Genomic DNA, 23958 nt, shown 5'->3' on the forward strand with positions numbered 1-23958 from the left:
CGCCCTCCCGAAGTCAGTACACGAAGCCCGCGGCGCCGACGAGGCGCGGCGTGTCGCCCGACAGCAGGTCGAGCCCCAGGTTGCGCTGCACCGCGAACTCCAGGTCGCTGCTCGGCCGCGCGACCGTGTCGATCGCCTGCTCGAGCTGGCCGGGCCCGGCCGGCTGCACGATGTACGGCGTGACGATGACGACCACCTCGGTCTTGTTGTCCTGGAAGTTCTTCGACGAAAACAGCCGGCCGATGATCGGCAGCCGGCCGAGCCCCGGGATCTGCGACACGGTGTCGGCCGTCTGGCTCTGCAGGAGCCCACCGATCGCGAAGCTCTGCCCGCTCGACAGCTCGACGGTCGTCTCGACGCGCCGCACCGTGAGCCCCGGCACCTTGACGCCGCCGGTCGTCACGCTGTTGTTCGCATCGACCTCGCTCACCTCCGGCCGCACCTTCAGGCTGATCCGGTTGTCGGCGAGCACGGTCGGCGTGAAATCGAGCGACACGCCGAACGGCTTGAACTCGACCGTGATCGCGCCGGTCGACGAGCCGGCCTGCGCGACCGGAATCGGAATCTCGCCGCCCGCGAGGAAGCTCGCCGTCTCGCCGGACATCGCGGTGAGGTTCGGTTCCGCGAGCATCGTGATCAGCCCCTCCTGGTCGAGTGCGTCGAGCACCACGTCGATCGACCAGCGCCCCGCGCGGAACCCGCCGAGTACCGAGAACGCGCCCGTCGGCGACAGGTTGAACAGGCTGGTCGTCGGATCGAACAGCGTGCGGCCGTTGAACAGCCCGCCGACGAAGTTGCCGGCCCCGCCCAGCGCGCTCCAGTTGATGCCGAGCTGCTGCGTGATGTTGCGGCTCACCTCCGTCACCCGCACGCGCAGGTTCACCTGGATCGGGCGCGACAGCGTGAGCCGGTTGACGATCTTTTCCTTGTCGTGCAGGTACGGCGCGAGCGACTGCATCACGGCGTCGGCGTCGGCCGCGCTCGGCACCTTGCCCGACACCATCAGCGAGCCCGGCGCACCGGACACCGACAGCTTCAGTTGCGGGAAGCGGCTGTCGAGCACGCCCTGCAGCGATGCCGTGTCGACCTGCACGATCACCGTCTTGCGCAGGATCGGACGATGGTTCGCGCCGAGCGCGATCAGCGTGGTCGTGCCCGCCTTCTTGCCGAACACGAATACGGTACGCGGCGACGGCACCTGGATGTCCGCGATGGCCGGATCGGCGACGAACATCGCGGTCGCGGGCTCGGGCAGCGACAGCAGTTCCCCCTTGCCGGTCGCGATCGACAGCGCCGCGCCCGCGTCCGGCGCGCTCGCGCGCTGCGCGAACGCGACGCCGGGTGCGCCGGACACGAATGCGCAAGCCATGCACCACAGAGCGATCCAACGAACCATGCGCACCATGCGTGTTCCCGTCAAATGCCCAAATGCCGGCCGCCGCGCGGCCGGTCCGATCCGTCACTGCGTGGCCGTCCCCGGCGGCTGCGGCGCCTGCGCGGCGAGGTTGCCGCCGTTCGACGCGCCGTTCGATACGCCGGGCAGGCCCGGCAGCCCGGACGGCAGCGGCGGCACGCCGGCCACGCCGATGCCGCCACCGCGCGCCCCGTCGTCGACCGTCGAGCCGCGGTAGATCACCACCGTATTGTTCTGCCGGGGCAGCCGCGCGCCGGCATCCGGCGCGGCGCCCGGCGCGCGCGTCGCGTCGCGGAACGCGCGCGACACGTCGCCGGCCCACACCGGCTGGGTATCGGCCTCCTGCTCGTCGCCGCCCGCCGGCTGCCGGCGGTCGCTCGTCGCGAAACTGCGCAGCGCGAGCGACAGCGAGCCGAGGCGGGTTGCCACCAGCACGACCTGAGCGGTGCGCGGCGCAACCTCGAGCGTGACCGTGCGCGCGTGGACGGTCGCGTCCGCGCCGCTGGCGGGCACCTTCGCGCGCTGGAATTCGGAACCGACCGCGAGCACGCGCGCGCGCCGCACCACCGTCTCCGCTTCGAACGTGCCCGGCGACGTCGCCGAGCCGCCGATCTGCTGCGTCAGCAACACGTCGACGAAGTCGCCCGGCTGGATCAGCCCCGCGTTGCCCGACACGTCGTCGACCGGCACCGAGATCGCCCGCATGCCGGGTTGCAGCGCGGCCGCGAGAAAATCCGGTGCGCCGGCCGGAATCACGTTCTCGACGCGAATCGGTGCGCCCGCGCCCACGTGGTTGCGCAGCAGCGCGCCCTTCAGGTCCGCGCCCGGCTGCGACTCGACGAACGCGCCGGCCGGCACCTGCGCGCGCGGCATGCGCTTCCACGCGAGATCGTTGTCGCGCAGCAGCAGCCCTTCCGGCAGGTCGGCGGCGGCGACCCGCACGCGCGCCTGCGCGGACTCGACGGGCGCCTTGGTGGTGGACGCGGCGACGTACAGCTCGCGCAGGATGAACGCACCGATGCCGGCGGCAACGACGAGCACGGCCAGTCTCAGCGGTTTGGGCATGGCGGCGTGCGTCCCCCGGCTAAGTGAACGTGGCGGCGTGCGCAAACGACGCCCAGACGGCCAGCGTGCCGCCGAGCGCGAGCGCCACGCCGTACGGCACGCCGCGCGTCGCGACGGGACGCGCGGGCGCGGTGCGGCGCTGCCGCGCGTCGGCCGCGAGCGCCGCGACGCCGCACGCAAGGCCGCCCGCGCCGACGATCGTCAGCACCGGGACGGCCAGCGCCGGGCCGGCCCACAGGCATACCGCCGCCGCGAGCTTGACGTCGCCTCCGCCGATCCAGCCCGCGTGGCGCATCGCGCCGAACAGCAGCAGCATCGTCGCGCCGGCCGCGACATGCCCGGCCAGCGGCGCGAAGCCGTCGCGCGCGAGCGCCGCCGCGACGAAATACAGCGCCCCGAACGCGAGCACCACGCGATTGGACAGCCGCCGGTCGCGCAGATCCTGCGCGGCGAGCGAAGCCAGCAGGACCGTGGCCACCGACTGCACGAGATAGAGCATGAGCGGAGCCGTCCGTCGGCGCGCCTCCGCGCGAGATACATTCGACTGCTGCGGATCCGTGTGCGTCGGCGGCGCGGGGTCAGGGAATCAGATCAGGCCGGTCACTTTCGTGATCAGCGCGGTGAACAGGCTCGGCAAGCCGCTCGACGTGCTGCTGAGGATCACGCCGACCGCCGCCAGCGCGACCACGACGATGCCGGCCAGCACTGCGTATTCGAGCGAGCTGACGCCGCGTTCGTCACGCAGCAGGGACTTGACGTATTGCAGCATGGCAACCTCCTTGCAAGGGGGTCGGAGATCGACCGTTGAACGTCACGGCGTTGCGTGACTCCGACGGCCCTCACATCGGGCCGCTCGCATCCCCGGAGTCAATTCGATCGCTGCGCCGCCGGCAGGCACCTTGCCGACGACCTGATTCGTCTAGGGTATAGACAATTTTCCAGGCGAATTCAAATGATTTGGCGTCGGAGTGCATTTATGGATAGCACCCCGTAACAATCAAACAATGTGTCATTGCGCCGCAATTGTTTCTCGTGAAGCAACGAAATTCCGGATCGTTGATCGGGCGCGTGCGCGCCCCTTCACGGGCGAATCGGCTGTTCACCTCGCGCAAGCAGCATGTCGATTTTCATTGAATTTTCGGGCTCGCGCGTCGGCGTCGATTTATTACCGATGCACTCGCACAACCCGGTAAAAACGACGAATCCGGATCGATTTTTTATGCGGGTTTTGCTGCCTTTACGTCAATCCAGCCAGACCCCGTCGAAGCGGTGGCCGCCGAGCGGCGAGAACGTGAGCCCGTGCACGCGCTTCGACACGGGCAGCGACACGATCGACGTCGCGATCGGCGTGAACGGCACCTGGTCCTTGAACACGACCTGCGCCTGTTCGTACAGCGCCGTGCGCTTCGCGACGTCGGCTTGCGCGCGCGCCTGGTCGATCAGCCGTTCGAAATCCTGGTTGCACCATTTCGCGAGATTGCTGCCGTGCACCGCGTCGCAGCCGAGCAGCGTGCCGAGCCAGTTGTCGGGATCGCCGTTGTCGCCCGACCAGCCGTACAGGATCGCGTCGTGCTGCCCTTCGAGCTTCGCGCGACGGTTGTATTCGCCCCATTCGTAGCTGACGATCTTCGCGCGCACGCCGATCTTCGCCCAGTCCTGCTGGATCAGCTGCGCCATCAGCTGCGCATTCGGGTTGTACGGGCGCTGCACGGGCATCGCCCACAGCGTGAGGTCGAAGCCGTTCGGGAAACCGGCCTGCGCGAGCAGCGCCTTCGCGGCCGCCGGATCGCGCGGCGCATCCTTCAGGCGCGGGTTGTACGACCATTGCGCGGGCGGCATCGGGTTCGTCGCGACCTTCGCGTCGCCGTTGAACACGGTCTTCACGATCGCCGACTTGTCGATCGCGATGTCGAGCGCACGCCGCACGTCGACGCGATCGAGCGGCGCATGCTGCGTGTTGTACGCGACGAAGCCGACGTTGAAACCCATCCCCGAGAACAACGACAGCTTCGGGTCGCGCCTCACCGTCTCGAGATCGGCCGGGCGCGGAAACACCGATACCTGGCATTCACCGCTCGCGAGCTTGTGTAGCCGCGTCGCCGGATCGGGCGTGATCGCGAACACGAGATGGGCGAGCTTCACGTCGTCCGGCTTCCAGTAGTCCGGGTTCGCGTCGTAGCGGATCAGCGCGTCCTTCTGGTACGTGCGCAGCAGGAACGGCCCCGTGCCGACCGGGAACTGGTTGATGTCGGCCTCGCGGTGACGCGCCGCGAGCTGCGACGCGTACTCGGCCGACAGGATCGACGCGAACGCCATCGCGAGATTGCGCACGAACACGACGTCGGGCGTCTTCAGCACGAAGCGCACCGTGTAATCGTCGACCTTGTCGATGCGCTCGATGTTGCGGTCGAACCCGAGGTCGCTGAAATACGGGAAGCTGACCGCGTACGCCTTGCGGAACGGATCGTCTCGATCGAGCATCCGGCGGAACGTGAACACGACATCGTCGGCCTGGAACGGCCGCGTCGGCTTGAACCACGCGGTCGTCTGGAACTTCACGCCGCGCCGCAGATGGAACGTGATCGTACGCTGGTCAGGCGACACGTCCCAGCTCGTCGCGAGCGCCGGTTCGAGATCGAGCGTGCCGCGCCTGAACTGCACGAGCCCGTTGTAGATCGTGAACGTACTCGCGTCGAAATCGGTGCTCGTGGTGTGCTGGCCCGGATCGAAGCCGGCCGGGCTGCCTTCGGTGCAATACACGAGCGTCTTGCCGGCGGGCGCGGCAAGCGCGTGCGACGCCGCGAGCGCGCCCAGCGCGCCGGCGAGCAGGCCGAGCCGGAGCCGACGCGCGACGGACGAAACGAAAGGAGTCTTCATGATGGCGATGGCGGTGAGAGAAGGCGCAATGGACTGCGCTTCATCTTCGCGCTCGCGACGCCGATCGCTTACCAATTAATTCGCCATTGCTTATCGCAGCGGCAAGCGGTGGAAAGCGCCGGCGCGTTCGCCGATTCGCTGCTTTCGATATGCGCAAAGATTGGTTGGCGCGCCACGCCTGTCGACGTAAAGTCGTGGGTCCGTCCGGCGTGGAGTGCACCGTCAACCCGCTGCGCTTCCGCTTCCCTGCCCCGAGGCTGCCCGATGAGCAAACGTCACACCCCGATCGACACCGCCCCGGCCGATGCGCGCCGCCGCCGGCTGCTGCAAGGCGCGGCCGCCGGGCTGGCCGGGCTCGCGCTCGGCCCGCTCGCCGGCCTGCCCGCCCACGCGCAAGACAGCGGCACGCGGCTGCGCGTCGGCTTCCAGAAATACGGCAACTTCGTCGTGCTCAAGGCACGCGGCACGCTGGAGAAGCGGCTCGCGAGCCAGGGCGTCACGGTGCAATGGCTCGAATTTCCGGCCGGCCCGCAATTGCTCGAGGGCCTGAACGCCGGCGCGATCGACGTCGGCACGGTCGGCGAGACGCCGCCGATCTTCGCGCAGGCGGGCGGCGTCGATTTCGTCTACATCGGCAACGAGCCGCCCGCGCCGCAGGGCGAGGCGATCGTCGTGCTGCCCGATTCGCCGATCCGCAACGTCGCGCAGCTGCGCGGCAAGAAGGTTGCGTTCAACAAGGGTTCGAACGTCCACTACCTGCTCGTGAAGGCGCTCGAACACGCGGGCCTGACCTACGCCGACATCCAGCCGATCTACCTGACGCCCGCCGACGCGCGCGCCGCGTTCGTGCAGCGCAACGTCGACGCGTGGGTGATCTGGGATCCTTACCTGGCCGCCGCCGAGCGGCAGATCGGCGCGCGCGTGATCGCGAACGGCGAAGGGCTCGTGCGCAATACGCAGTACTACCTCGCCGCACGAAAATACGCGGCCGCTCATCCGCAGGTGCTGCGCGCGCTGCTCGACGAAGTCGACGCGGTCGACCGCTGGGCACGCGACCATGTGACGGAAGTCGCCACGCAACTGTCGCCGCTCGTCGGCCTCGACGCGCCGACGCTCGAAGTCGCGCTCAAGCGCGCCGGCTACGGCGTGCAGCCGATCAGCGATGCGACGCTCGCGTATCAGCAGAACATCGCCGACGCGTTCAGCGCACTGAAGCTGATTCCGGCCAGGGTGACGGTCGCGAACGCGCGCTGAGCGCGGCGCAACGGGTAGCCGCCCGCGCCGGCACGCGTCACCACGCCTGCCGGTAAATCTCCAGCGCGTCGGCCTCCGTCACCTCGCGCGGATTGTTCACGAGCAGGCGCGTCTGCAACATCGCGTCCGACGCCATCCTCGGCAGGTCGCCCTCGCCGATGCCGACCTCGCGCAGCGTGCGCGGAATGCCCGTCGCGGCGATCAGCCGGTCGATCTCGCCGATCAGCGCGTGCGTACGCGCTTCGTCGCTGCCCGACGCCGACGGCGCGACGATCGCCGCGAGTTCCGCATACAGCGGTGCGGCGGCCGGTGCGTTGAAACGCAGCACGTGCGGCAGCACGAGCGCATTCGACAGCCCGTGCGGCACATGGAAGATCCCGCCGACCGGATAGGCCAGCGCATGCACGGCCGCGACCGGCGCATTCGCGAACGCCTGCCCCGCGAACATCGCGCCGACCAGCATCGCCTCGCGCGCGTGGCGGTCGTGGCCGTCGTCGCACGCCGCGAGCAGGTTGCGTGACAGCAGCGTCAGCGCGTGCACGGCCAGCATGTCGGATACCGGGTTCTTCAGCCGCGCGGACGTGTAGGCCTCGATCGCATGCACCATCGCGTCGATACCCGTCGCGGCCGTCGCCGCGCGCGGCAGGCCGAGCGTCAGTTCCGCGTCGAGGACCGCGACATCCGCGAACAGGTGCGGCGACACGACGCCCATCTTGCGCGCCTCGCCGACCGTGACGATCGACACGGCCGTCACTTCGGAGCCCGTACCGGCCGTCGTCGGCATCTGCACGAGCGGCAGCCGCACGCTCGCGACCTTGTCGACGCCGTACATGTCGGCCAGCGCCTGCTGCCCGGGCGCGAGCACCGCGATCAGCTTCGCGACGTCCATCGACGATCCGCCGCCCAGGCCGAGCACGATCTCCGCATCGGCCGCGACGGCCCGCTCGGTTGCGTCCAGCACCACGTGCTCGGGCGGATCGGCGATCACGTCGTCGATCACGGTGACCTGCCAGCCGTGCGCGGCGAGGCTCTCCAGCGCCGGCGCGAGCACGCCGCTGCGATGCAGGAACGCATCGGTGACGACGCACAGCCGCACGAGCGCCGGAAAGCGTTCACGCAACAATGCGCCGAGCCGGCGCGCGGCGCCGAATTCGACGACTTGCGTCGGCACGGTACGGAATTGAAACGGGTTCATCGGGTGTCTCCTTGATGGGGTGCCGCGCCGATGCAATGTGGCGGCTCAAGTCGCGGCGATCGCGCAGCGGAATAATCCTGCTCGAACCGATCCGCTGAAGATGCGGCGTTTCCCGATGGGCGTCAAGTGCGTTCGCGGTGCGCTAACGCTTCGCCAGGGCCAGGAGCGACAGCAAGCGCTGGCGATCCTGGCGAAGCACGTCGCGCATGCGGGACCGGCTTCGGCGTCGGGCTCGCGCGTCGAACGGCGGCTACCTGCCGTGGGTCCGGCTGCCGGATCGCGTGCCGAGCATGGCGCTCTACCAGCTCGCGTTCGAAGCGGGCATCACGTTTGCGCCGGGGCCGCTGTTCGCGGTCGACGATGCGTTCGCGCATCACGTTCGGCTGAATTGCGGGGAGAAGCTCGATGCACGCCGCCGCGACGCGTTGATCCGGCTCGGCGGGCTGGCGTGCGCGCTGGCCGACGGCGACGCGGGCGTGCAATTGCCCGGATAACGCGTCGCCGTGAACACGCATCGTCAAAAACAGGTCGTGGGATAACGGGCGTCCCACCGAAGGTTGGAGTGCTTCTTGAATACGTGGCAAGTCCTCCCGTTTCGGCGCACCGTGATATGCCTGCTGTTGGGCGCACCTTTGGGTACGTATCCACCCGAGTGCTCCCCCATGATGAAGGTGCACGCATTGTTCTGGAATGCGTGACGTAGCGCCGCGTCGCTCGAATTCCGTATCCTGGCGGGCCAACCGCTCAGCCCCCCTTCGTCTTCATAGCGGGGCGAAAAATTGCACCCCTCGGCTTGTGCATGCCCCACCATGGCGAACAGCACCGGCATCACATACAGATACTGCGTAATGGAACGCTTGAACATGATTTGCCCTCCTGATTGATCCGCACGGACCCGTATTGAAACAACGGCGGTTCGCCCGGGCACCCTCGTATCACCGCGGCGAGCACCGCCGGATGATTGGCCGACAGGTCGGCAACCTCGGCATGTCGATTCGGCGATGTCCCATTGTGTCGAGCGGCAGCCATCGCGCCGATAGATCGAAAGTCACGCGCGAGGTCATGGGCGCAAGGTCGTGGCCCTTTGAGACGCGGGCCGGAGACCACCCACAGTCGCACCCACAATCGCGCCTACAATCGACGCCACGCGCGTTGCCCGCGTGACATCGAGGAGCCGTCCATGCCCAAGATCGATCTCGCCAATGTCCCGGAGCGCAAGGGCTCCGGCTATCCGCCGCCGTTCGATGCCCGCTGCGCCGAGCGCATTCGCCAGCGGCTCGGCGATGCCGGCGGGCTCGCCGACTTCGGCGTCAACCTGATGCGCGTGCCGCCCGGCAACTGGTCGAGCCAGCGTCATTGGCATACGGCCGAGGACGAATTCGTCTATGTCCTCGCAGGCGAGCTGACGCTGATCGAGGACGACGGCGAAACCGTGCTGCGCGCGGGCGACTGCGCGGCGTTTCCGAAGAACGCCGGCAACGGCCATCACCTGATCAACAAGTCGGGGGCGATGGCCGTCTATCTCGAGGTCGGCTCGCGCTCGCCGGACGACGTGATCACCTGCTCCGACATCGACATGATGAGCCCGAGCCGCGACGGCCGGTTCCTGCACAAGGACGGCACGCCTTATCCGGCGTCCGGCGACTCGCGCACCGGATCACCGGCGGCATGACGATGCACGCCGCCGGGCGCGCCTGATTCTTGATTTCAAGTCAAAAGGATTTCGCTTTTGACGCCGTGTTCACTCGAGACCAAAGCGGGCACACTCGGTCCCGTCGAACGCACCGCCAACGCGTTCGAACCGGCCCACCGGGACGCCTTCGCAGGAGCTCGTCAACATGAACGCACCGATCGACCGCCAGCCGTGCCGCAGCGGGGCCGGCGATCACCTCGCCGAAGGCATCCGCGCGCCCGCGCCTGCCGAAGCGACATACACGTGGCAACCGGTCGCCGACGGCATCTACGCAATCGCATGGCGGAGAACCGAGGGCTCGACCGTCGCCGGTCAATCACCTCGCCGCTCGCGTGCGACGTCGCCGCCCGAACTGGATCGGCTCGAACGCAGCCTGCGAGGGCTGTGAACGCGTTCGCAGCCGGTCCGCCCCGACGCCTCGACTTTTTTCCCAACCGCGTGTACAACACGGCGACTGACGCGCCCGTCGGACGGGCGCACCTCTTTTCCATGGGAATCCCCTGATGAAGCTTTCCTTCGAGGCGCTCGAGGCACTGGATGCGATCGATCGCACCGGCACGTTCGCCGAAGCGGCCGAGCTGCTGCACCGCGTCCCGTCGGCGCTCACCTATCTCGTCCAGAAGCTCGAAAGCGATCTTGGCGTCGTGCTGTTCGATCGCAGCGGCCGCCGCGCGAAGCTCACGCAAGCCGGCCGAGTGGTCGTCGACGAAGGCCGGCGGCTGCTGTTCGCCGCCGGCCAGCTCGAAATGAGGGCGCAGCGGATCCAGTCGGGATGGGAAGCCGAGCTGCGCATCTGCATCGACGAGATCATGCCGTTCGCGGCGCTGTGGCCCTATGTGCACGCATTCGACAAGCTGAACATGGATACGCGCCTGCGCCTGTCGACCGAAGTGCTCGGCGGCTCCTGGGACGCGCTGATCACTCGCCGCGCCGACCTGATCGTCGGCGCGCCGGGCGAGCCGCCGCCGCTCGCGAACATCGTCACGCGCCCGATCGGCGAAATGCGGCACGTGTTCGCGATCGCGCCGCACCACCCGCTCGCGGCCGAGCCCGAGCCGCTGGCGATGGCGGACGTCGCGCGGCACCGGCGCATCGTCATCAGCGATACGTCGCGCGCGCTGGCGCCGTGGTCGATCGACGTCGAGCCCGGCCAGCAGGTGCTCGCGGTGTCGAGCCTCGCCGCCAAGGTCGCCGCGCAATGCGAGGGCCTCGGCGTCGGCTCGCTGCCCGAGTGCATCGCCGAGCGCGCGATCGCGGACGGCCGGCTGATCACCCGCAAGGTCAACGGGATGCGGGACGTCACGCAGTGCTTCCTCGCATGGCGCGACGACGAGATCGGCCGCGCGCTCGGCTGGTGGATCGAGCAGTTCGACCGCCCGGACCTGATCGAGCGGTTCACCGAAAGCCTCTGACGAAAACGGTCGTCAGCAGCGTACGGCCGCCGGCCGCTCGATTCCGGCGAGCGTCCCGCCGAGCCGCTCGAGCTCCGCGACGAACCAGCGTTCGCCCGTTTCGTCGCAGCGCTGCAACGCCGCTTCGAGCGCGGCCTTCGCTTCGCCGGCGCGACCGTCGGCAGCCAGGCAGCGTGCGTACTGCGCAAGCAGGAACGTCTGCACCGCGCCGTAGCCGGTGTCGGACAGCGCGTCGAGCGCGGCGCGAAACCGCGGCGCCCACGCCGCGCCCGCGCCGGTCGCCGACTTCAGGTATTCGTCATAGCATTCGCAGCACGCGAGCCAGACGCTGAAGCCCGCGCGGCTCGCGCACGCGCGCAGCGCGGCGATGCCGCGCGCGGCGACGTCGAACGCGCCCGTGAGCAGCGCGACGGGGATCAACCCCTCGGCCAGCACGGCGCCGATCACGGTGTCGGGCGCGTAGTCGCACGCGAGGTCGAACGCCTGCGTCGCGAGGCCCAGCGCCTCGTCCGGCGCACCGAGCGCCCACTGCACGCGCGCGAACATCGCCTGCGCGACGATGCCTTGCTCGGGGTGCAGGCCGGCCGCATGCCAGCGCCGTTCGCCGTACGCGCACACGCTCAGCACCTGCTGGAACCGGCGGTGCGCGGCCTCGTGCGCGCCTTCGTAGTGAAGCGCGGTCGCCTCGGCGTGCAACGCGAGCATCTGCGCCGACGCATGGTCGAGCGCCTGCGCACGCGCGCGCAGGCGGCGCGCCCATCGCAACGCGTCGCGCGCGTGGCCGGCCTGCTGGCTCGCGCTCCACCGGCCCCACAGCGCGCGCAGCTCGTATTCGGCGTCCCCCGCCGCGACGGCGAGCGCGTGCACCTCCGACCACGCCGCCTGCACCGCCTGCGTCGGGCCCGCCGTATAAGCCAGCGCCAGCGCGAACGCGGCGAGCAGCGGCATCCGCGTGGCGCCGGACGTCGGCGCGATGTCCGGGTCGAGCGTTGCGTCGAGCGCGACGCGGGCCCGCTCGCAGCATTCGTCGACGAGCGCCAGGTCGAACAGGCACGGCACCGCCACCGCCGCGAGCGCGATGCCGACCGCCTTGTCGCCGGCCGGCGAGAACGCCCAGTCGAGCGCGGCGCGCAGGTTGCCGAGCTCGTGCCGCACGGCGTCGAGCCAGGCGGCCGACCGCGCGTCGAAGCGCCCGGCCGGCGCCTGCGCGAACAGCGCCTGGAAAAAACGCGCGTGCGCGAGCGCCGCCGCCTTGCATTCGCCATTGTTCTCGAGCTGCTGCAGCGCGTAGGCGCGCGTCGTCGCGAGCAGCCGGTAGCGCGGCGCCCCGTGCGCGTCCTCGCGGATCAGCAGCGATTTCGAGACGAGGCCGGCGATCGCGTCGAGGATGTCCGTCTCCGACAGCCCCTTCCCTTCGACGACGTCCTCGACCGCCTCGAGCGAGAAGCTGTCGCGGAACACGCCGAGCCAGCGCAGCAGCATGCGCTCGTGGTCGCCGAGCAGGCGGTAGCTCCAGTCGTACATCGCCTGCAGCGTCTGGTGGCGCGGCAGCGCGGTGCGGAAGCCGCCCGTCAGCAGCCGGAAATGGTCGTCGAGATGGGTGGCCAGCACTTCGACGCCCAGCAGCGCCGCGCGGGCCGCGGCAAGCTCGATCGCGAGCGGCAGGCCGTCGAGGCGCCGGCAGATCGCCGCGATCAGCAGCAGGCTGCGCGGGTCCAGCGGAAAGCCCTGATCCGCCGAGCGCGCGCGGGCGACGAACAGCTGCACCGCGCTCGTCGCCAGGATCGCATCGCCGCAGTCGTCATCGCCGGGCACGTTCAGGGGCGGCACCGGACGCAGCCACTCGCCGCGGATGCGCAGCGCCTCGCGGCTGGTCGCGAGGATGCGCAGGTCCGGGTGCGCGTCCGCGAGCGCATCGGCGACCTGCGCGACGGCATCGATCACGTGCTCGCAGTTGTCGAACACGAGCAGCATCCGGCGCTCCGCCAGATGCGCGGCGACGGTTTCGAGCGTGGCCGTGCCGGTCGGCTCCGCGATGCCGAGCGCGGCCGCGATCGCATCGGGCACGAAGCGCGGGTCCGACACCGCCGCCAGCGGCACGAACGCGACGCCGTCGGCGAAGCGCGCCGCGACCTGCTGCGCCACCTCGACCGCGACGCGGGTCTTGCCGATGCCGCCCGCGCCGACCAGCGTCACGACGCGCGCGGCATCGAGCGCGGCGATCACTTCGGCGATCGTCCGCTCGCGGCCGATGAGCACGGACGCCGCAGCGGCGAGCCGCAACGCCGGCGGCGCCTCGTCCCGAGGGGCCGGCGCGTCGTCGTGGCGGCGGACCGCGAGCCGGTAGCCGCGCCCCGGCACGGTCACGATCAGGTCGCGGTGGTCGGCGAGCGCCTTGCGCAGCGCGGCGATGTGCACCTGCAGATTGTTTTCCTCGACCACGGTGCGCGGCCAGACGCGCTGCATGATGGCGTCTTTCGATACCAGCGCGCCATTCGCCAGGATCAGCAATTCGAGAATGTCGAATGCGCGACTGCCGATGCGTACCGGCTGGCCGTTCGCTTGAATTTCACGTTTATCGAGAAAGACTTGAAGTGGTCCAATGCGGATCATGGCGATTCGGTCTTTCAGGAGATGAGTCAATGGCGGCCGGCCCGACGTGCCGCCGCTCAGGACGTCCATACTACGTTGTTTGCGCTTCCCGACGCTTTAAATATTCAGAACAATCTAATCGAATTTTTTGAAGTATGCGTGCTTTTTTATTCAGTTGAATCGTCCGGCTGCCAGGCATTCGAAATTCGCATAAAAATTCGGCACTGCATGACGCTTCATGCTTCATAACAATTCAGGTTCGGCTCAGGACTTTCGGCGACCGGCCGGGCAGACTGCCTGCCAGCTACGGCAAACCGGCGCGCCCGCCTCGTCGCGCGCCGGCGGCAATCCTTCACCGACTTCGGAGCATGCCCGCCCACATGAACGACGCACCGACCGCCCCGTTCGCACGATGAGCCCCCCGACGATGGGCCAGAGCGTCGCCGGCATCCGGATTCCCAACAGCGCGCTCGCGCGGGCCGCGGCAGCGGCCGCGCAGGAGCCGGCGCTCCTGTATCGGCACGCGATGCGGGTCTTCCTGTTCGCGTCGCTCATCGGCCGGCGTCGCGCGCTGGCGTTCGACGCCGACCTGCTGTACGTCGCCGCGCTGTTTCACGACATCGGCCTGACCCGGCGCTACCGGGATTCGCGCCACCGGTTCGAGGTGGACAGCGCGAACGCCGCGCAAGCGTTCCTCGACGGGCATGGGGTGCCGGCGGCCGAGACGGCCGAGACCTGGCGCGCGATCGCGCTGCATACGTCATTCGGCATCCATCCGCACATGGCGCCGCTGACGGCGCTGCTCGGCGCGGGCGTCGAAACCGACCTGTTCGGCTCGCACTTCGATGAAGTGACCCGCGCCGAACGCGACGCCGTGCTGCATGCATGGCCCCGCGGCGCCGGCTTCAAGGAGCTGATCCTCGAAGCGCTCGCCGAGGGCATCGCGCAGCGCGCGGCAACGACGTTCGGCAGCGTCTGCGCCGACGTGCTGGAGCGCCACGACCCGAACTATCGCCGCATGAACTTCTGCGGCCGGGTGCTCGGGTCGAACTGGAAAGACTAGTCGTCGGCAGGCCTTGCGGGTTGAAGGCTGCGCCTTCAGCCACGGGCCAACCGGGCGATGAGACCGTCGAGCTCCGTCGCGAGGATCATGTCCGCGCTGTTCGCCGGCCGCTTCGCGCCGCGCCACTGCGGCTTGTAGACCGCGTCGCCGATCCGGATCCCCTTCCCGCTCAGCGCGCAGCAACTGCTGATCCGGGATTTCGCGCTGATCCAGCGCTGCTCGTCGTAGCGGAACCGCGTCGGGTCGCTCCACGACAGCAGCACGGACGAGCCGGTCTGCCGCTCGGCCGCGACGACCGTGGCGCGGCGGCGCGCGTCGCCGCTGGACGGCACCGGCGCGACGTTGCGGTGGCGGCGGCCCGCGCCGTTCGCGTCGAGGATCGATGCCGGCAGCGCGCGGCCGGCGGCGGCGGATGGGTCGAGCAGCGTGATCATCCGTGCCCAACGGCTAAGTTCGTTCATGACGGCGTGTCCTTGGAAGTGGCGCAACCCCAGTTCGCGTCGCGGTCCGGCACCGACAGCGCGGCGGGAGCCGACACGGGATCGACGATAGCCGCTGCGCGATGAATAGTCCTTTAGCGAATCTGAATCGTTCTGGCGTGTATTTCCGGCACTTCCGGCACCGCCGGCAGGAATCCGAATCATTCCTCGAATCCGGCACACGCCCCGTTCAAGAAAATTCAGATCGCTTCAGTACACGCCAAGGGGCTCGCGTGTAGGCTCCCCGCTGTGTTCGCATCCGTCGCGACCGCATCGCGACGGCGGGCGCTTGCCGGTCGTCGGGCGAAGTCGCCACGCGCCGATCACCTTCATCATCCGTTTCATGCGGTGTCGTTCCACCGCACGCTCAAGGAGACCCAATGCGTTCCACGCAAACCGACGCCGTCGAATCGACCCGGCGCCGCGACATGCTGTTCGCCGGCGCGACGGCCGTCGCCGCCGCCGCGCTGCCCACGGCGGCATCCGCCGCCGGCGCGCCGAAACAGGCCGCCACTTCTGCCCATCACGGAGCCCATGCCATGAACACCATCACGACGAAAGACGGTACGCAGATCTACTACAAGGACTGGGGCACGGGCCGCCCGGTCGTCTTCTCGCACGGCTGGCCGCTGTGCGCCGACGCATGGGACGCGCAGATGCTGTTCCTGCTGCAGCACGGCTATCGCGTGATCGCGCACGACCGGCGCGGCCACGGCCGCTCGGGCCAGCCGTCGCAAGGCAACGACATGGACACCTACGCCGACGACCTCGCGGCGCTGCTCGACGCGCTCGACCTGCGCGAAGCCACGCTCGTCGGCCATTCGACGGGCGGCGGCGAAGTCGCGCACTACATCGGCCGCCATGGCACGCGGCGCGTCGCGAAAGCGGTGCTGGTCAGCGCGGTGCCGCCGATCATGGCGAAGACGGCCGCCTATCCGGGCGGCCTGCCGATCGACGTGTTCGACGGCATCCGCAAGAACGTCGCCGCAAACCGTTCGCAGTTCTACAAGGATCTCGCGGTGCCGTTCTTCGGCTTCAACCGGCCGAACGCGAAGGCATCCCAGGGCACGATCGACGCGTTCTGGGCGCAGGGGATGATGGGCGGCATCCACGGCCAGTATCAGTGCATCCGGGAATTCTCCGAGGTCGACTACACCGAGGACCTGAAGAAGATCGACGTGCCGACGCTGATCCTGCATGGCGAGGACGACCAGATCGTGCCGATCGACAATTCGGCGCGCCTGTCTGCGAAGCTCGTGAAGCAGGCGCAGCTCAAGGTGATCCCGGGCGGCTCGCACGGGATGTGCGTCGTCGACGCCGACAAGATCAACGCCGAGCTGCTCGCGTTCCTGAAGGCGTAACGCGCCGCGCGCCGGCGTGGCGACGCGCGCCATGCCGGCCGGCCGCATGCCCGACACGCCGTTCGCGAGCGCAACCGCGGCGTCGGCTTCGCGTCGGGCCGGCACGAGAACCTGATGGCCCGCGCCGCGATCACCGTCGAGGCGTCGGTCGCACGCACGACCGGGCACGTGACGCGCCACCGTGCAGGTGCGCGCCGCACACGCTCATGCGCGATGAAGCCGGCGCGTCTTCCGGTGCCGGCCCGGCGCCGGCCGGCTGTTCGCGTTCGCCGCCTTCCGCCGGCTGCGACGCCGGGCCCGCCCCGTCAGGCGCGACCGCCGCCGTCACGCCCCATTGCTCGCGCTCATGGCGCGCATGGCACGCGGCGACGCGTTCGAATTCCCCCACGTCGCGCAGCTTCTCCAGCGCATATGCGCGGACCGATTCGGTCAGCCGGTACTGCGCGCGAGCGCCCCGAAACTCGACACTCAACAGCGACTTCGCAACCAGCTCGCCGAGCCCGCCGATCGTCTCGACGAGCGGCGTGCCGGGCGCCGTCGCCACGGCGCGCGCGTCATCGAACGTGAACGGGCCGCTGAAGCAGCCGAGCCGCCGAAACAGCGCACGCGCGGCGGGATTCAGCAGCGCATGGCTCCAGTCGAGCGTCGCCCGCAGCGCCTGGTGGCGCGGCGGCGCGGAACGCAAGCCGCCGGTCAGCAGGTTCAGGCGATCGTCGAGGCGCGACGCGACCCCTTCGATGCCGAGCGTCGCGACGCGCGCGGCCGCGAGTTCGATCGCCAGCGGCAGCCCCTCGAGGCGCCGGCAGATGTCTCCGGCCAGCCGGATGCCGCCTTCGTCCACCTCGCGGCCGGCGGTCGTCACGCGGACGCGGCAGAGAAACAGCTGGACGGCGGCACAGCCGGCGATCGCGTCGGTGCACGCGTCGCGGTCGGGCACCGCGAGCGGCGCGATGCGCATCACGCACTCGGCCGGGACATGCAGCGGCTCGCGGCTGGTCACGAGCATGCGCAGCGTATCGGTGCGCGCCGCGAGCGTCTCGACGAGGCGCGCGACCACGTCGACGACGTGCTCGGCGTTGTCCAGCACCAGCAGGCAGCGCGAGGCGGCGATCGCGTCGGCAATGGCGTCGATGCCGGGCACGCCGTCCGCCGGCACGCCAAGTGCGGCCGCGAGCGCGCGCAGCACGTCGTCGCGCGTCGCTGCGCACGCGAGCTCGACCCAATGCACGGCGCACCGGGCGCGGCGGCGCATGTCGTGCGCGACCTGCGCGGCGACGCTCGTCTTGCCGATGCCGCCGGCGCCGATCAGCGTGACGACCGGCATCCGGTCAAGCATGTCGATGACCTGCCCGATTTCGGCCTGCCGCCCGATCAGCGGCGTCGGTGCGTCCTGCGGCCGCAAATCCGGCGGCGAGCCGGCGACCAGCAGGTAGCCCCGGCCCGGTACGGTCTTGATCAGGTTCCGGCTCTCGCCGAGCAGCTTGCGCAGCGCCGCGACGTGCACCTGGAGCAGGTTCTCCTCGACGATCACGCCGGGCCAGACGGCGTCCATGATGTCGTCCTTCGACACGACGGAACCGTTCGCGCGATGCAGCACCTCGAGAATCTCGAACGCGCGTGCGCCGATGCGCAGCGGCACGCCATGCCGGCGCAGGTCCCGCTGCTCGAAATCCACCGACAACGTCCCGATCCGGACCATGGCTGCCCCCTGCGACCTCTTGATGACGAACCGGCCAACGCGGCAATGCCGGACCGGGAATCGGCGCCCCGCGCCCCCTTCTGCACAAACCTGACGCCGAACGCCCATCGCGCGATCCGAGTGTAAGGAGGCTCGAACGGGATGTCTTGAAGGAAAATACGCGGCCCCCGCGTGGGCCGCGGGATCGCGCAACCGCGCCGGGACGGTCGCGAATCGCACGAATCGGCGCGTGCGCGCCCGATAGCCAGCGCACTTTCGTTCAAATAGACTTGGGCCAGTCACGCGTCCCGTATAAACTGGCGATCGATTTTTTCGCGCGTCACGCGCCTTTCAAGGACCCTGCGTCATGTCTCGTGCCCTCATCGCGCCCCCCGCGCCGCTGTCGAAGGACACGCTCGGCTGCGTGTCGGGCTTGCTGTCCAAGGATGTCGAACGCGCCGCGGACGGCATCACGTTTCATCGCAAGTGCATGCCGGGCGAGCAATTCGAGCGCATCGTGATGCCGGCCTGCGACCGCGGCTTCCTGATCGGCATTTCACTGCAGGACGGGCATCGTCGCGTGTTGTATCGGGGTGCGCGGCGAGTCGAGCGGGCGTTCCAGCACCACTCGATCTACATTCGGGATTTCTCGGAGCAATTCCGGGCGGATCTGTATGGCAATTTCGACTTCGTGCTCGTGGAAGTGTCGCGAGCCTGTCTCGACCGGCTCGGCGAGGAACACGGCGACGCGCTGATCGCCGGCCTGACCTGCGCGGCCGATCAGTGCGACCCGGTGCTCGGCCATCTCGCGCACGCGGTCGCCGACAGCCTCGACACGCCGGGCGCGCTGAGCACGCTGTTCGTCGAGCAGATCGGGCTCGCGATCGGCACCCACCTCGCGCGGCGCTACGGCAATGCGGGCAAGGGCGACCTCCACCGCAAGGGCACGCTGTCGCCCGCGACGGCGGCGCGCGCGAAGGAGCTGCTGATGGAAAAGGCGAACCTGGGCGTATCGCTCGCGGAAGTCGCGAAAGAATGCGACCTGTCGCGCGGCTATTTCATCCGCGCGTTCTCGCGGACCACCGGCCGCACGCCGCACCAGTGGCTGCTCGAGCAGCGCGTGACGCAGGCGCGCCGGCTGATCGAGACGAGCGGCATGACGCTGGCGGAAATCGCCGCGGCCTGCGGATTCGCGGACCAGAGCCACCTGAGCCGCGTGTTCGCGAAGGTCGTCGGCCACGCGCCCGGCGCGTGGCGGCGCGGCGCCGGCCGCTGAGCGCGCGCATCGCGGGCTTGTGCAGCATTCAGAACAATTCATGTGACCGCGTCCGCCGGTTCGCCTATCCTCGACGAGCGCCCGCGTGCCCACCCGGGCACCCTCACCCACCTCGCGCGGCACTTCGTTCCGCGCACATGAACCGCTGACGTCCAGGATTGAACATGACCGACAACAAACTGCCCGTGCTGCTCAGCTTCAACGGCGGCTTCGTCGACACGGCCGGCTTTCTCGCGCTGCAAGGCCTCTTCACCGCGCACGTGACCGGCAACTTCGTCACGCTCGGCGCCACGCTCGTGTCCGGCACATCCGGCGCGATCGCGAAGCTCGCGGCACTGCCCGTGTTCTGCATCGCGATCGTGCTGGCAACCGTCTGCGCGAACCGGCTGAACGCGCGCGGCGCCAACGCGCTGCGCGTGATGCTGTTCGCGCAGGCCGCGCTGCTGACGTGCGGCGCAGTGCTCGCGGTGGGCATCGGCCCGTTCCCCGACAGCGATGCGCTGCCCGCGCTCGCGACCGGCATGACGCTCGTCGTCGCGATGGCCGTGCAGAACGCGCTGCACCGCCTGCACCTGTCCGACGCGCCGCCGACCACGCTGATGACGGGCACCGTCACGCAGATCATGATCTCGCTCGGCGAGCGCATCGGCTCGCGTGCGCCGCGCAAGCCGGGCGACGATGCGCGGCTGCGCAGGATGACGGTCAGCGTCGCCGCGTTCGCCGCCGGTTGCGGCGCGGCGGCCGGCCTCTATCTGGCCGCCGGCCTGTGGTGCCTGTTCCTGCCGCCGCTGCTCGTGATGATCGGGTGGGCCGGTGCGCGACGCGCCGCACCCGAGGCGGCCGCGCACTGATCCTGCCCGGCGCGCGGGCGGCTCGCCGGCCGCGCGCGCATCGATGAAAAAAACTGCCGCATCACCGACGCGGCAGCTTCGTTACCTCTGCATCGCTTCTGTACGTCGGGCCGGCATGCCGGCCCGATGCACGGGCATCACTTCACGTTCGCGGGAACCGCCGCGAGAATCTCGTGGGCGTTCGCCGTGCGCTGCTTCGCCTTGTGCACCATCGTGTACGCGTAGTCGACGCCGATGCCGTACGCGCCCGAATGCTCCTTCGCGATCGCCATCACCGCGTCATACGTGCCGCGGTGCGCCCAGTCGCGCTGCCACTCGAGCATCACCTGCTGCCAGGTCACCGGCACGACGCCGGCCTGGATCATGCGCTGCATCGCGTAATCGTGCGCTTCCTTCGACGTGCCGCCCGACGCGTCGGCCACCATGTAGATTTCGTAGCCGCCTTCCAGCATCGCGCACAGCGCGAACGTGTTGTTGCACACCTCGGTCCACAGGCCCGACACGACCACCTTCTTGCGGCCGTTCTTCGCGAGCGCGTCGCGCACCTTCTGGTCGTCCCACGAGTTCATCGAGGTCCGCTCGAGCAGCGGATGATCCGGGAACACGTCGAGCAGCTCCGGATACGTGTAGCCCGAGAAGCTCTCCGTCTCGACGGTGGTGATGATCGTCGGGATGTCGAAGGTCTTCGCGGCCTTCGCCAGCGCGACCACGTTGTTCTTCAGCACTTGCCGATCGATCGATTGAACGCCGAACGCCATCTGCGGCTGCTGATCGATGAAGATCATCTGGCAGTTGTCCGGGGTGAGAACTTCGAGTTTCGGGTTGCTCATGGTTGCTTCATCCTCTCAATCATCAAAACGTCACGGGTATGCAGGCTTGCGCCGCATCAACGATGCCGATCCTTTCGGCGTCTTTTCCATGCTAGCAACGTCCCGCTTAAATATCCTTAAACCTCCTTAATTCAACCTCGATGCGCGGCGCAACGGCGTCTTGCCTGCCTACAATGCGTTCGTCGCGGCGCTTGCCGCACGCAATCGTCAGGCACGCGAATCATTCGGCCGCGCGCCGCACGTGCGCCATTCCATCGACCTACCTCCAAAGGACCCGCTGATGAAAATCTATGTCCTGTCGTTGCTCGCCGGCGTGCTCGTCGGCGTGATCTACAGCCTGCTGCACGTGCGCTCGCCCGCACCGCCGCTCGTCGCGCTGGTCGGCCTGCTCGGCATCCTCGCCGGCGAGCAGATCGTGCCGGTCGCGAAGCAGATGCTGTCGGGCACCGCGTTCCACACGGCGTGGCGCGATTCGAAGTGCAATCAGCACATGTTCGGCGCATTGCCGGGCCGCAACGCGAACCAGGCCACCCAGGTTGCCAGCCATTCCACGGAGAACCGTTCATGAACACGTCAAGCGCGAAATCGCCCGATCTCATCCTCCGCAACGGGCGCTTCACGACCTTGAACCCGTCGCGCCCGACCGCGAGCGCGGTCGCGATCACCGACGGCGTCTTCTCGGCCGTCGGCGACGACCACAAAGTGATGGCACTCGCGGCGGGCCGCACGGAAGTCGTCGACCTCGGCGGCCGCGCGGCGCTGCCCGGCCTCATCGACAATCACCTGCACATCATTCGCGGCGGGCTCAACTTCAACATGGAGCTGCGCTGGGACGGCGTGCGCTCGCTCGCGACCGCGATGGAGATGCTCAAGCAGCAGGTGGCGATCACGCCGCCGCCGCAATGGGTGCGCGTCGTCGGCGGCTTCACCGAGCACCAGTTCGCCGAGAAGCGGCTGCCGACCCTCGACGAACTGAATGCGGTCGCGCCCGATACGCCGGTCTTCATCCTGCACCTGTACGACCGCGCGATGCTCAATGCCGCCGCGCTGCGCGTCGTCGGCTACACGAAGGACACGCCCGAGCCCCCGGGCGGCCAGATCATGCGGGACGGCAACGGCAATCCGACCGGCCTGCTGCTCGCGAAGCCGAACGCCGCGATCCTGTATGCGACCCTCGCGAAAGGCCCGAAGCTGCCGCTCGAGTACCAGGTCAACTCGACGCGCCACTTCATGCGCGAGCTGAACCGCCTCGGCGTGACCGGTGCGATCGATGCGGGCGGCGGCTTCCAGAATTATCCGGAGGACTACGAAGTCATCCAGCGGCTCTCCGACGCGAAGCAGCTGACGATCCGCCTCGCGTACAACCTGTTCACGCAGAAGCCCAAGCAGGAGAAGGACGATTTCCTGAACTGGACGAAGACGTCGCGCTACAAGCAGGGCGACGACTACTTCCGCCACAACGGCGCGGGCGAGATGCTCGCGTTCTCCGCCGCCGACTTCGAGGACTTCCGCCAGCCGCGCCCGGACATGGCGCCGGAGATGGAGTCCGACCTCGAGGACGTGGTGCGGATTCTCGCGCAGAACCGCTGGCCGTGGCGCATGCACGCGACCTACGACGAGACGATCAGCCGCGCGCTCGACGTGTTCGAGAAGGTGAACCGCGACACGCCGCTCGCGGGGCTCAACTGGTTCTTCGATCACGCAGAGACGATTTCGGAGCGCTCGATGGATCGCATCGCGGCGCTCGGCGGCGGCGTCGCGGTGCAGCACCGGATGGCGTACCAGGGCGAGTATTTCGTCGAGCGCTACGGCGCGAAGGCCGGCGAGGCGACGCCGCCCGTCGCGCGGATGCTGTCGAAGGGGCTGAAGGTGTCCGCGGGCACCGACGCGACGCGCGTCGCGAGCTACAACCCGTGGGTGTCGCTGTCGTGGCTCGTCACCGGGCGCACCGTCGGCGGCCTGCGCCTGTACCCGCAGGCGAACTGTCTCGACCGCGAAACGGCGCTGCGGATGTGGACCGAGAACGTCACGTGGTTCTCGAACGAGGAAGGCCGGAAAGGCCGCATCGAAGTCGGCCAGCTCGCCGACCTGATCGTGCCGGACCGCGACTTCTTCGCGTGCGCCGAAGCCGACATCGCCGACACGACGTCGCTGCTGACCGTGGTCGGCGGCAAGGTCGTCTATGCGGCGGGCCCGTTCGCCGATCGCGATGCGCCGCTGCCGCCCGCGATGCCCGACTGGTCACCCGTGCGCGCGTTCGGCGGCTATGCGGGCTGGAGCGCCGCAGGCGCGGAAGGCCGGCCGCTGCAGCAGGCCGCCGCGCAACTGTGCGGCTGCGCGAGCGCGTGCGGCGTGCACGGCCACGCGCATGCGCGCGCGTGGTCGAGCGACGTACCGGCCTCCGACCTGAAATCGTTCTGGGGCGCACTCGGCTGCGCGTGCTGGGCCGTTTGATGAACGGCGCCATCCGCCGGATCGACGCGTACGCGGCCGCGCTGCTGCGGCCGCTCGCGCGCAGCCGGGTCGTGCGCTGGCCGGCCCTGCTCGGCCTGTGCGCCGCATATCTGCAAGGCGGCCTGCACAAGGCCGGCGACTTCGGCGCGGCCGTCGCCGAGATGCGGCACTTCGGCGTCGAGCCGGCCGCGCCGGTCGCCGCGCTCGTGATCGCCGTCGAGCTGGTCGCGCCGCTGCTGATCCTCACCGGCGTGCTGCGCTGGCTCGGCGCCGGCGTGCTCGCGGGCTTCACGCTGTTCGCCGCGTACGTCGCGAACGCGTTCTGGCACGCGCCGCCCGATGCGCGCTTCGGGGCCACGGCCGCGTTCCTCGAACACGTCGGCCTCGCGTGCGCGTTCGTACTGCTCGCGCTTCACGATCTGCACGAGCGCGGCGCAGACGATCACGCCGCCGGCCCCCAATAG

Annotated in this window: 23 protein-coding genes; 12 read left to right on the plus strand and 11 right to left on the minus strand. The window is 69.2% G+C overall.

What is annotated here, in order from left to right; translation table 11 throughout:
- Window positions 1–13: 13 nt before the first annotated feature.
- The 5 genes from WT26_RS29810 to WT26_RS29830 all read right to left on the minus strand — a co-directional run bounded on the left by WT26_RS29810 (window position 14) and on the right by WT26_RS29830 (window position 5356).
- A complete protein-coding gene (locus tag WT26_RS29810; RefSeq protein ID WP_069274649.1) occupies window positions 14–1405 on the minus strand; it encodes a type II and III secretion system protein family protein in 1392 nt (463 codons plus the stop codon).
- Between the two features lie 54 nt (window positions 1406–1459).
- On the minus strand, window positions 1460–2479 hold the full coding sequence (gene cpaB / locus WT26_RS29815) for a Flp pilus assembly protein CpaB (protein WP_069274650.1): 1020 nt from the start codon (window positions 2477–2479) through the stop codon (window positions 1460–1462).
- 19 nt (window positions 2480–2498) lie between these two features.
- A complete protein-coding gene (locus WT26_RS29820) occupies window positions 2499–2978 on the minus strand; it encodes an A24 family peptidase (RefSeq protein WP_069274651.1) in 480 nt (159 codons plus the stop codon).
- An 87-nt stretch (window positions 2979–3065) separates the two neighbouring features.
- Complete coding sequence (locus tag WT26_RS29825; protein WP_069274652.1) at window positions 3066–3248, minus strand: Flp family type IVb pilin; 183 nt, start codon at window positions 3246–3248, stop codon at window positions 3066–3068.
- A gap of 473 nt (window positions 3249–3721) precedes the next feature.
- Window positions 3722–5356 carry an ABC transporter substrate-binding protein gene (locus tag WT26_RS29830; protein ID WP_069274653.1) on the minus strand — a complete coding sequence of 545 codons (1635 nt, stop codon included), beginning with the start codon at window positions 5354–5356 and terminating at the stop codon, window positions 3722–3724.
- Between the two features lie 264 nt (window positions 5357–5620).
- Between WT26_RS29830 and WT26_RS29835 the strand changes: the two genes are divergently transcribed.
- Entirely contained in the window at window positions 5621–6610 is a 990-nt protein-coding gene (locus WT26_RS29835) for a sulfonate ABC transporter substrate-binding protein (protein ID WP_069274654.1), read from the plus strand.
- Window positions 6611–6647: 37 nt separating this feature from the next.
- On the opposite strand, the gene WT26_RS29840 is transcribed toward WT26_RS29835, so the two are convergent.
- Entirely contained in the window at window positions 6648–7805 is a 1158-nt protein-coding gene (locus WT26_RS29840) for an iron-containing alcohol dehydrogenase (protein ID WP_059529819.1), read from the minus strand.
- Between the two features lie 206 nt (window positions 7806–8011).
- Between WT26_RS29840 and WT26_RS29845 the strand changes: the two genes are divergently transcribed.
- Window positions 8012–8299, plus strand: a complete 288-nt coding sequence (locus WT26_RS29845) for a hypothetical protein (protein ID WP_069271427.1) — start codon at window positions 8012–8014, stop codon at window positions 8297–8299.
- A gap of 23 nt (window positions 8300–8322) precedes the next feature.
- Here the strand turns inward: WT26_RS29845 and WT26_RS29850 are convergent, their stop codons facing one another.
- On the minus strand, window positions 8323–8670 hold the full coding sequence (locus WT26_RS29850) for a hypothetical protein (protein WP_069274655.1): 348 nt from the start codon (window positions 8668–8670) through the stop codon (window positions 8323–8325).
- 315 nt (window positions 8671–8985) lie between these two features.
- Here WT26_RS29850 and WT26_RS29855 point away from each other — a divergent pair, with 315 nt between their 5' ends.
- The 3 genes from WT26_RS29855 to WT26_RS29865 all read left to right on the plus strand — a co-directional run bounded on the left by WT26_RS29855 (window position 8986) and on the right by WT26_RS29865 (window position 10910).
- Window positions 8986–9477 carry a cupin domain-containing protein gene (locus tag WT26_RS29855; protein ID WP_069274656.1) on the plus strand — a complete coding sequence of 164 codons (492 nt, stop codon included), beginning with the start codon at window positions 8986–8988 and terminating at the stop codon, window positions 9475–9477.
- Between the two features lie 166 nt (window positions 9478–9643).
- A complete protein-coding gene (locus WT26_RS29860; protein WP_059983127.1) occupies window positions 9644–9886 on the plus strand; it encodes a hypothetical protein in 243 nt (80 codons plus the stop codon).
- 115 nt (window positions 9887–10001) lie between these two features.
- Entirely contained in the window at window positions 10002–10910 is a 909-nt protein-coding gene (locus WT26_RS29865) for a LysR family transcriptional regulator (RefSeq protein WP_045564691.1), read from the plus strand.
- Between the two features lie 12 nt (window positions 10911–10922).
- Here the strand turns inward: WT26_RS29865 and WT26_RS29870 are convergent, their stop codons facing one another.
- Complete coding sequence (locus WT26_RS29870; RefSeq protein WP_069271428.1) at window positions 10923–13523, minus strand: ATP-binding protein; 2601 nt, start codon at window positions 13521–13523, stop codon at window positions 10923–10925.
- A 406-nt stretch (window positions 13524–13929) separates the two neighbouring features.
- Here WT26_RS29870 and WT26_RS29875 point away from each other — a divergent pair, with 406 nt between their 5' ends.
- The gene (locus WT26_RS29875) at window positions 13930–14565 is read left to right on the plus strand and encodes an HD domain-containing protein (RefSeq protein ID WP_069271429.1); all 636 of its coding nucleotides are present in this window, start codon (window positions 13930–13932) and stop codon (window positions 14563–14565) included.
- 35 nt (window positions 14566–14600) lie between these two features.
- Here the strand turns inward: WT26_RS29875 and WT26_RS29880 are convergent, their stop codons facing one another.
- Entirely contained in the window at window positions 14601–15026 is a 426-nt protein-coding gene (locus WT26_RS29880; protein ID WP_069271430.1) for a DUF3331 domain-containing protein, read from the minus strand.
- A gap of 398 nt (window positions 15027–15424) precedes the next feature.
- Here WT26_RS29880 and WT26_RS29885 point away from each other — a divergent pair, with 398 nt between their 5' ends.
- Window positions 15425–16405, plus strand: a complete 981-nt coding sequence (locus WT26_RS29885; RefSeq protein ID WP_069274657.1) for an alpha/beta fold hydrolase — start codon at window positions 15425–15427, stop codon at window positions 16403–16405.
- 130 nt (window positions 16406–16535) lie between these two features.
- Here the strand turns inward: WT26_RS29885 and WT26_RS29890 are convergent, their stop codons facing one another.
- On the minus strand, window positions 16536–18104 hold the full coding sequence (locus tag WT26_RS29890) for a helix-turn-helix transcriptional regulator (protein ID WP_080485766.1): 1569 nt from the start codon (window positions 18102–18104) through the stop codon (window positions 16536–16538).
- A 346-nt stretch (window positions 18105–18450) separates the two neighbouring features.
- Between WT26_RS29890 and WT26_RS29895 the strand changes: the two genes are divergently transcribed.
- Together WT26_RS29895 and WT26_RS29900 are read left to right on the plus strand one after the other, a co-directional pair.
- A complete protein-coding gene (locus WT26_RS29895; RefSeq protein ID WP_059714760.1) occupies window positions 18451–19359 on the plus strand; it encodes a helix-turn-helix domain-containing protein in 909 nt (302 codons plus the stop codon).
- A 164-nt stretch (window positions 19360–19523) separates the two neighbouring features.
- Window positions 19524–20210, plus strand: a complete 687-nt coding sequence (locus WT26_RS29900; RefSeq protein WP_060154855.1) for a YoaK family protein — start codon at window positions 19524–19526, stop codon at window positions 20208–20210.
- A gap of 137 nt (window positions 20211–20347) precedes the next feature.
- On the opposite strand, the gene WT26_RS29905 is transcribed toward WT26_RS29900, so the two are convergent.
- Window positions 20348–21040 carry a hydrolase gene (locus WT26_RS29905; protein WP_010094738.1) on the minus strand — a complete coding sequence of 231 codons (693 nt, stop codon included), beginning with the start codon at window positions 21038–21040 and terminating at the stop codon, window positions 20348–20350.
- 280 nt (window positions 21041–21320) lie between these two features.
- Between WT26_RS29905 and WT26_RS29910 the strand changes: the two genes are divergently transcribed.
- Genes WT26_RS29910 through WT26_RS29920 form a run of 3 tightly spaced genes read left to right on the plus strand, consistent with a single transcriptional unit; the run spans window position 21321 to window position 23958 of the window.
- Window positions 21321–21608, plus strand: coding sequence for a XapX domain-containing protein (locus WT26_RS29910; protein ID WP_042588776.1), 288 nt, complete (start codon window positions 21321–21323; stop codon window positions 21606–21608).
- Window positions 21605–23494 carry an amidohydrolase gene (locus WT26_RS29915; RefSeq protein ID WP_069271431.1) on the plus strand — a complete coding sequence of 630 codons (1890 nt, stop codon included), beginning with the start codon at window positions 21605–21607 and terminating at the stop codon, window positions 23492–23494. The genes WT26_RS29910 and WT26_RS29915 overlap by 4 nt, the downstream gene beginning before the upstream one ends.
- A complete protein-coding gene (locus tag WT26_RS29920; protein WP_177309694.1) occupies window positions 23494–23958 on the plus strand; it encodes a DoxX family protein in 465 nt (154 codons plus the stop codon). Before WT26_RS29915 ends, WT26_RS29920 begins: the two co-directional genes overlap by 1 nt.

Source organism: Burkholderia cepacia, assembly GCF_001718835.1.
Taxonomy (GTDB): Bacteria; Pseudomonadota; Gammaproteobacteria; order Burkholderiales; family Burkholderiaceae; genus Burkholderia; species Burkholderia cepacia_F.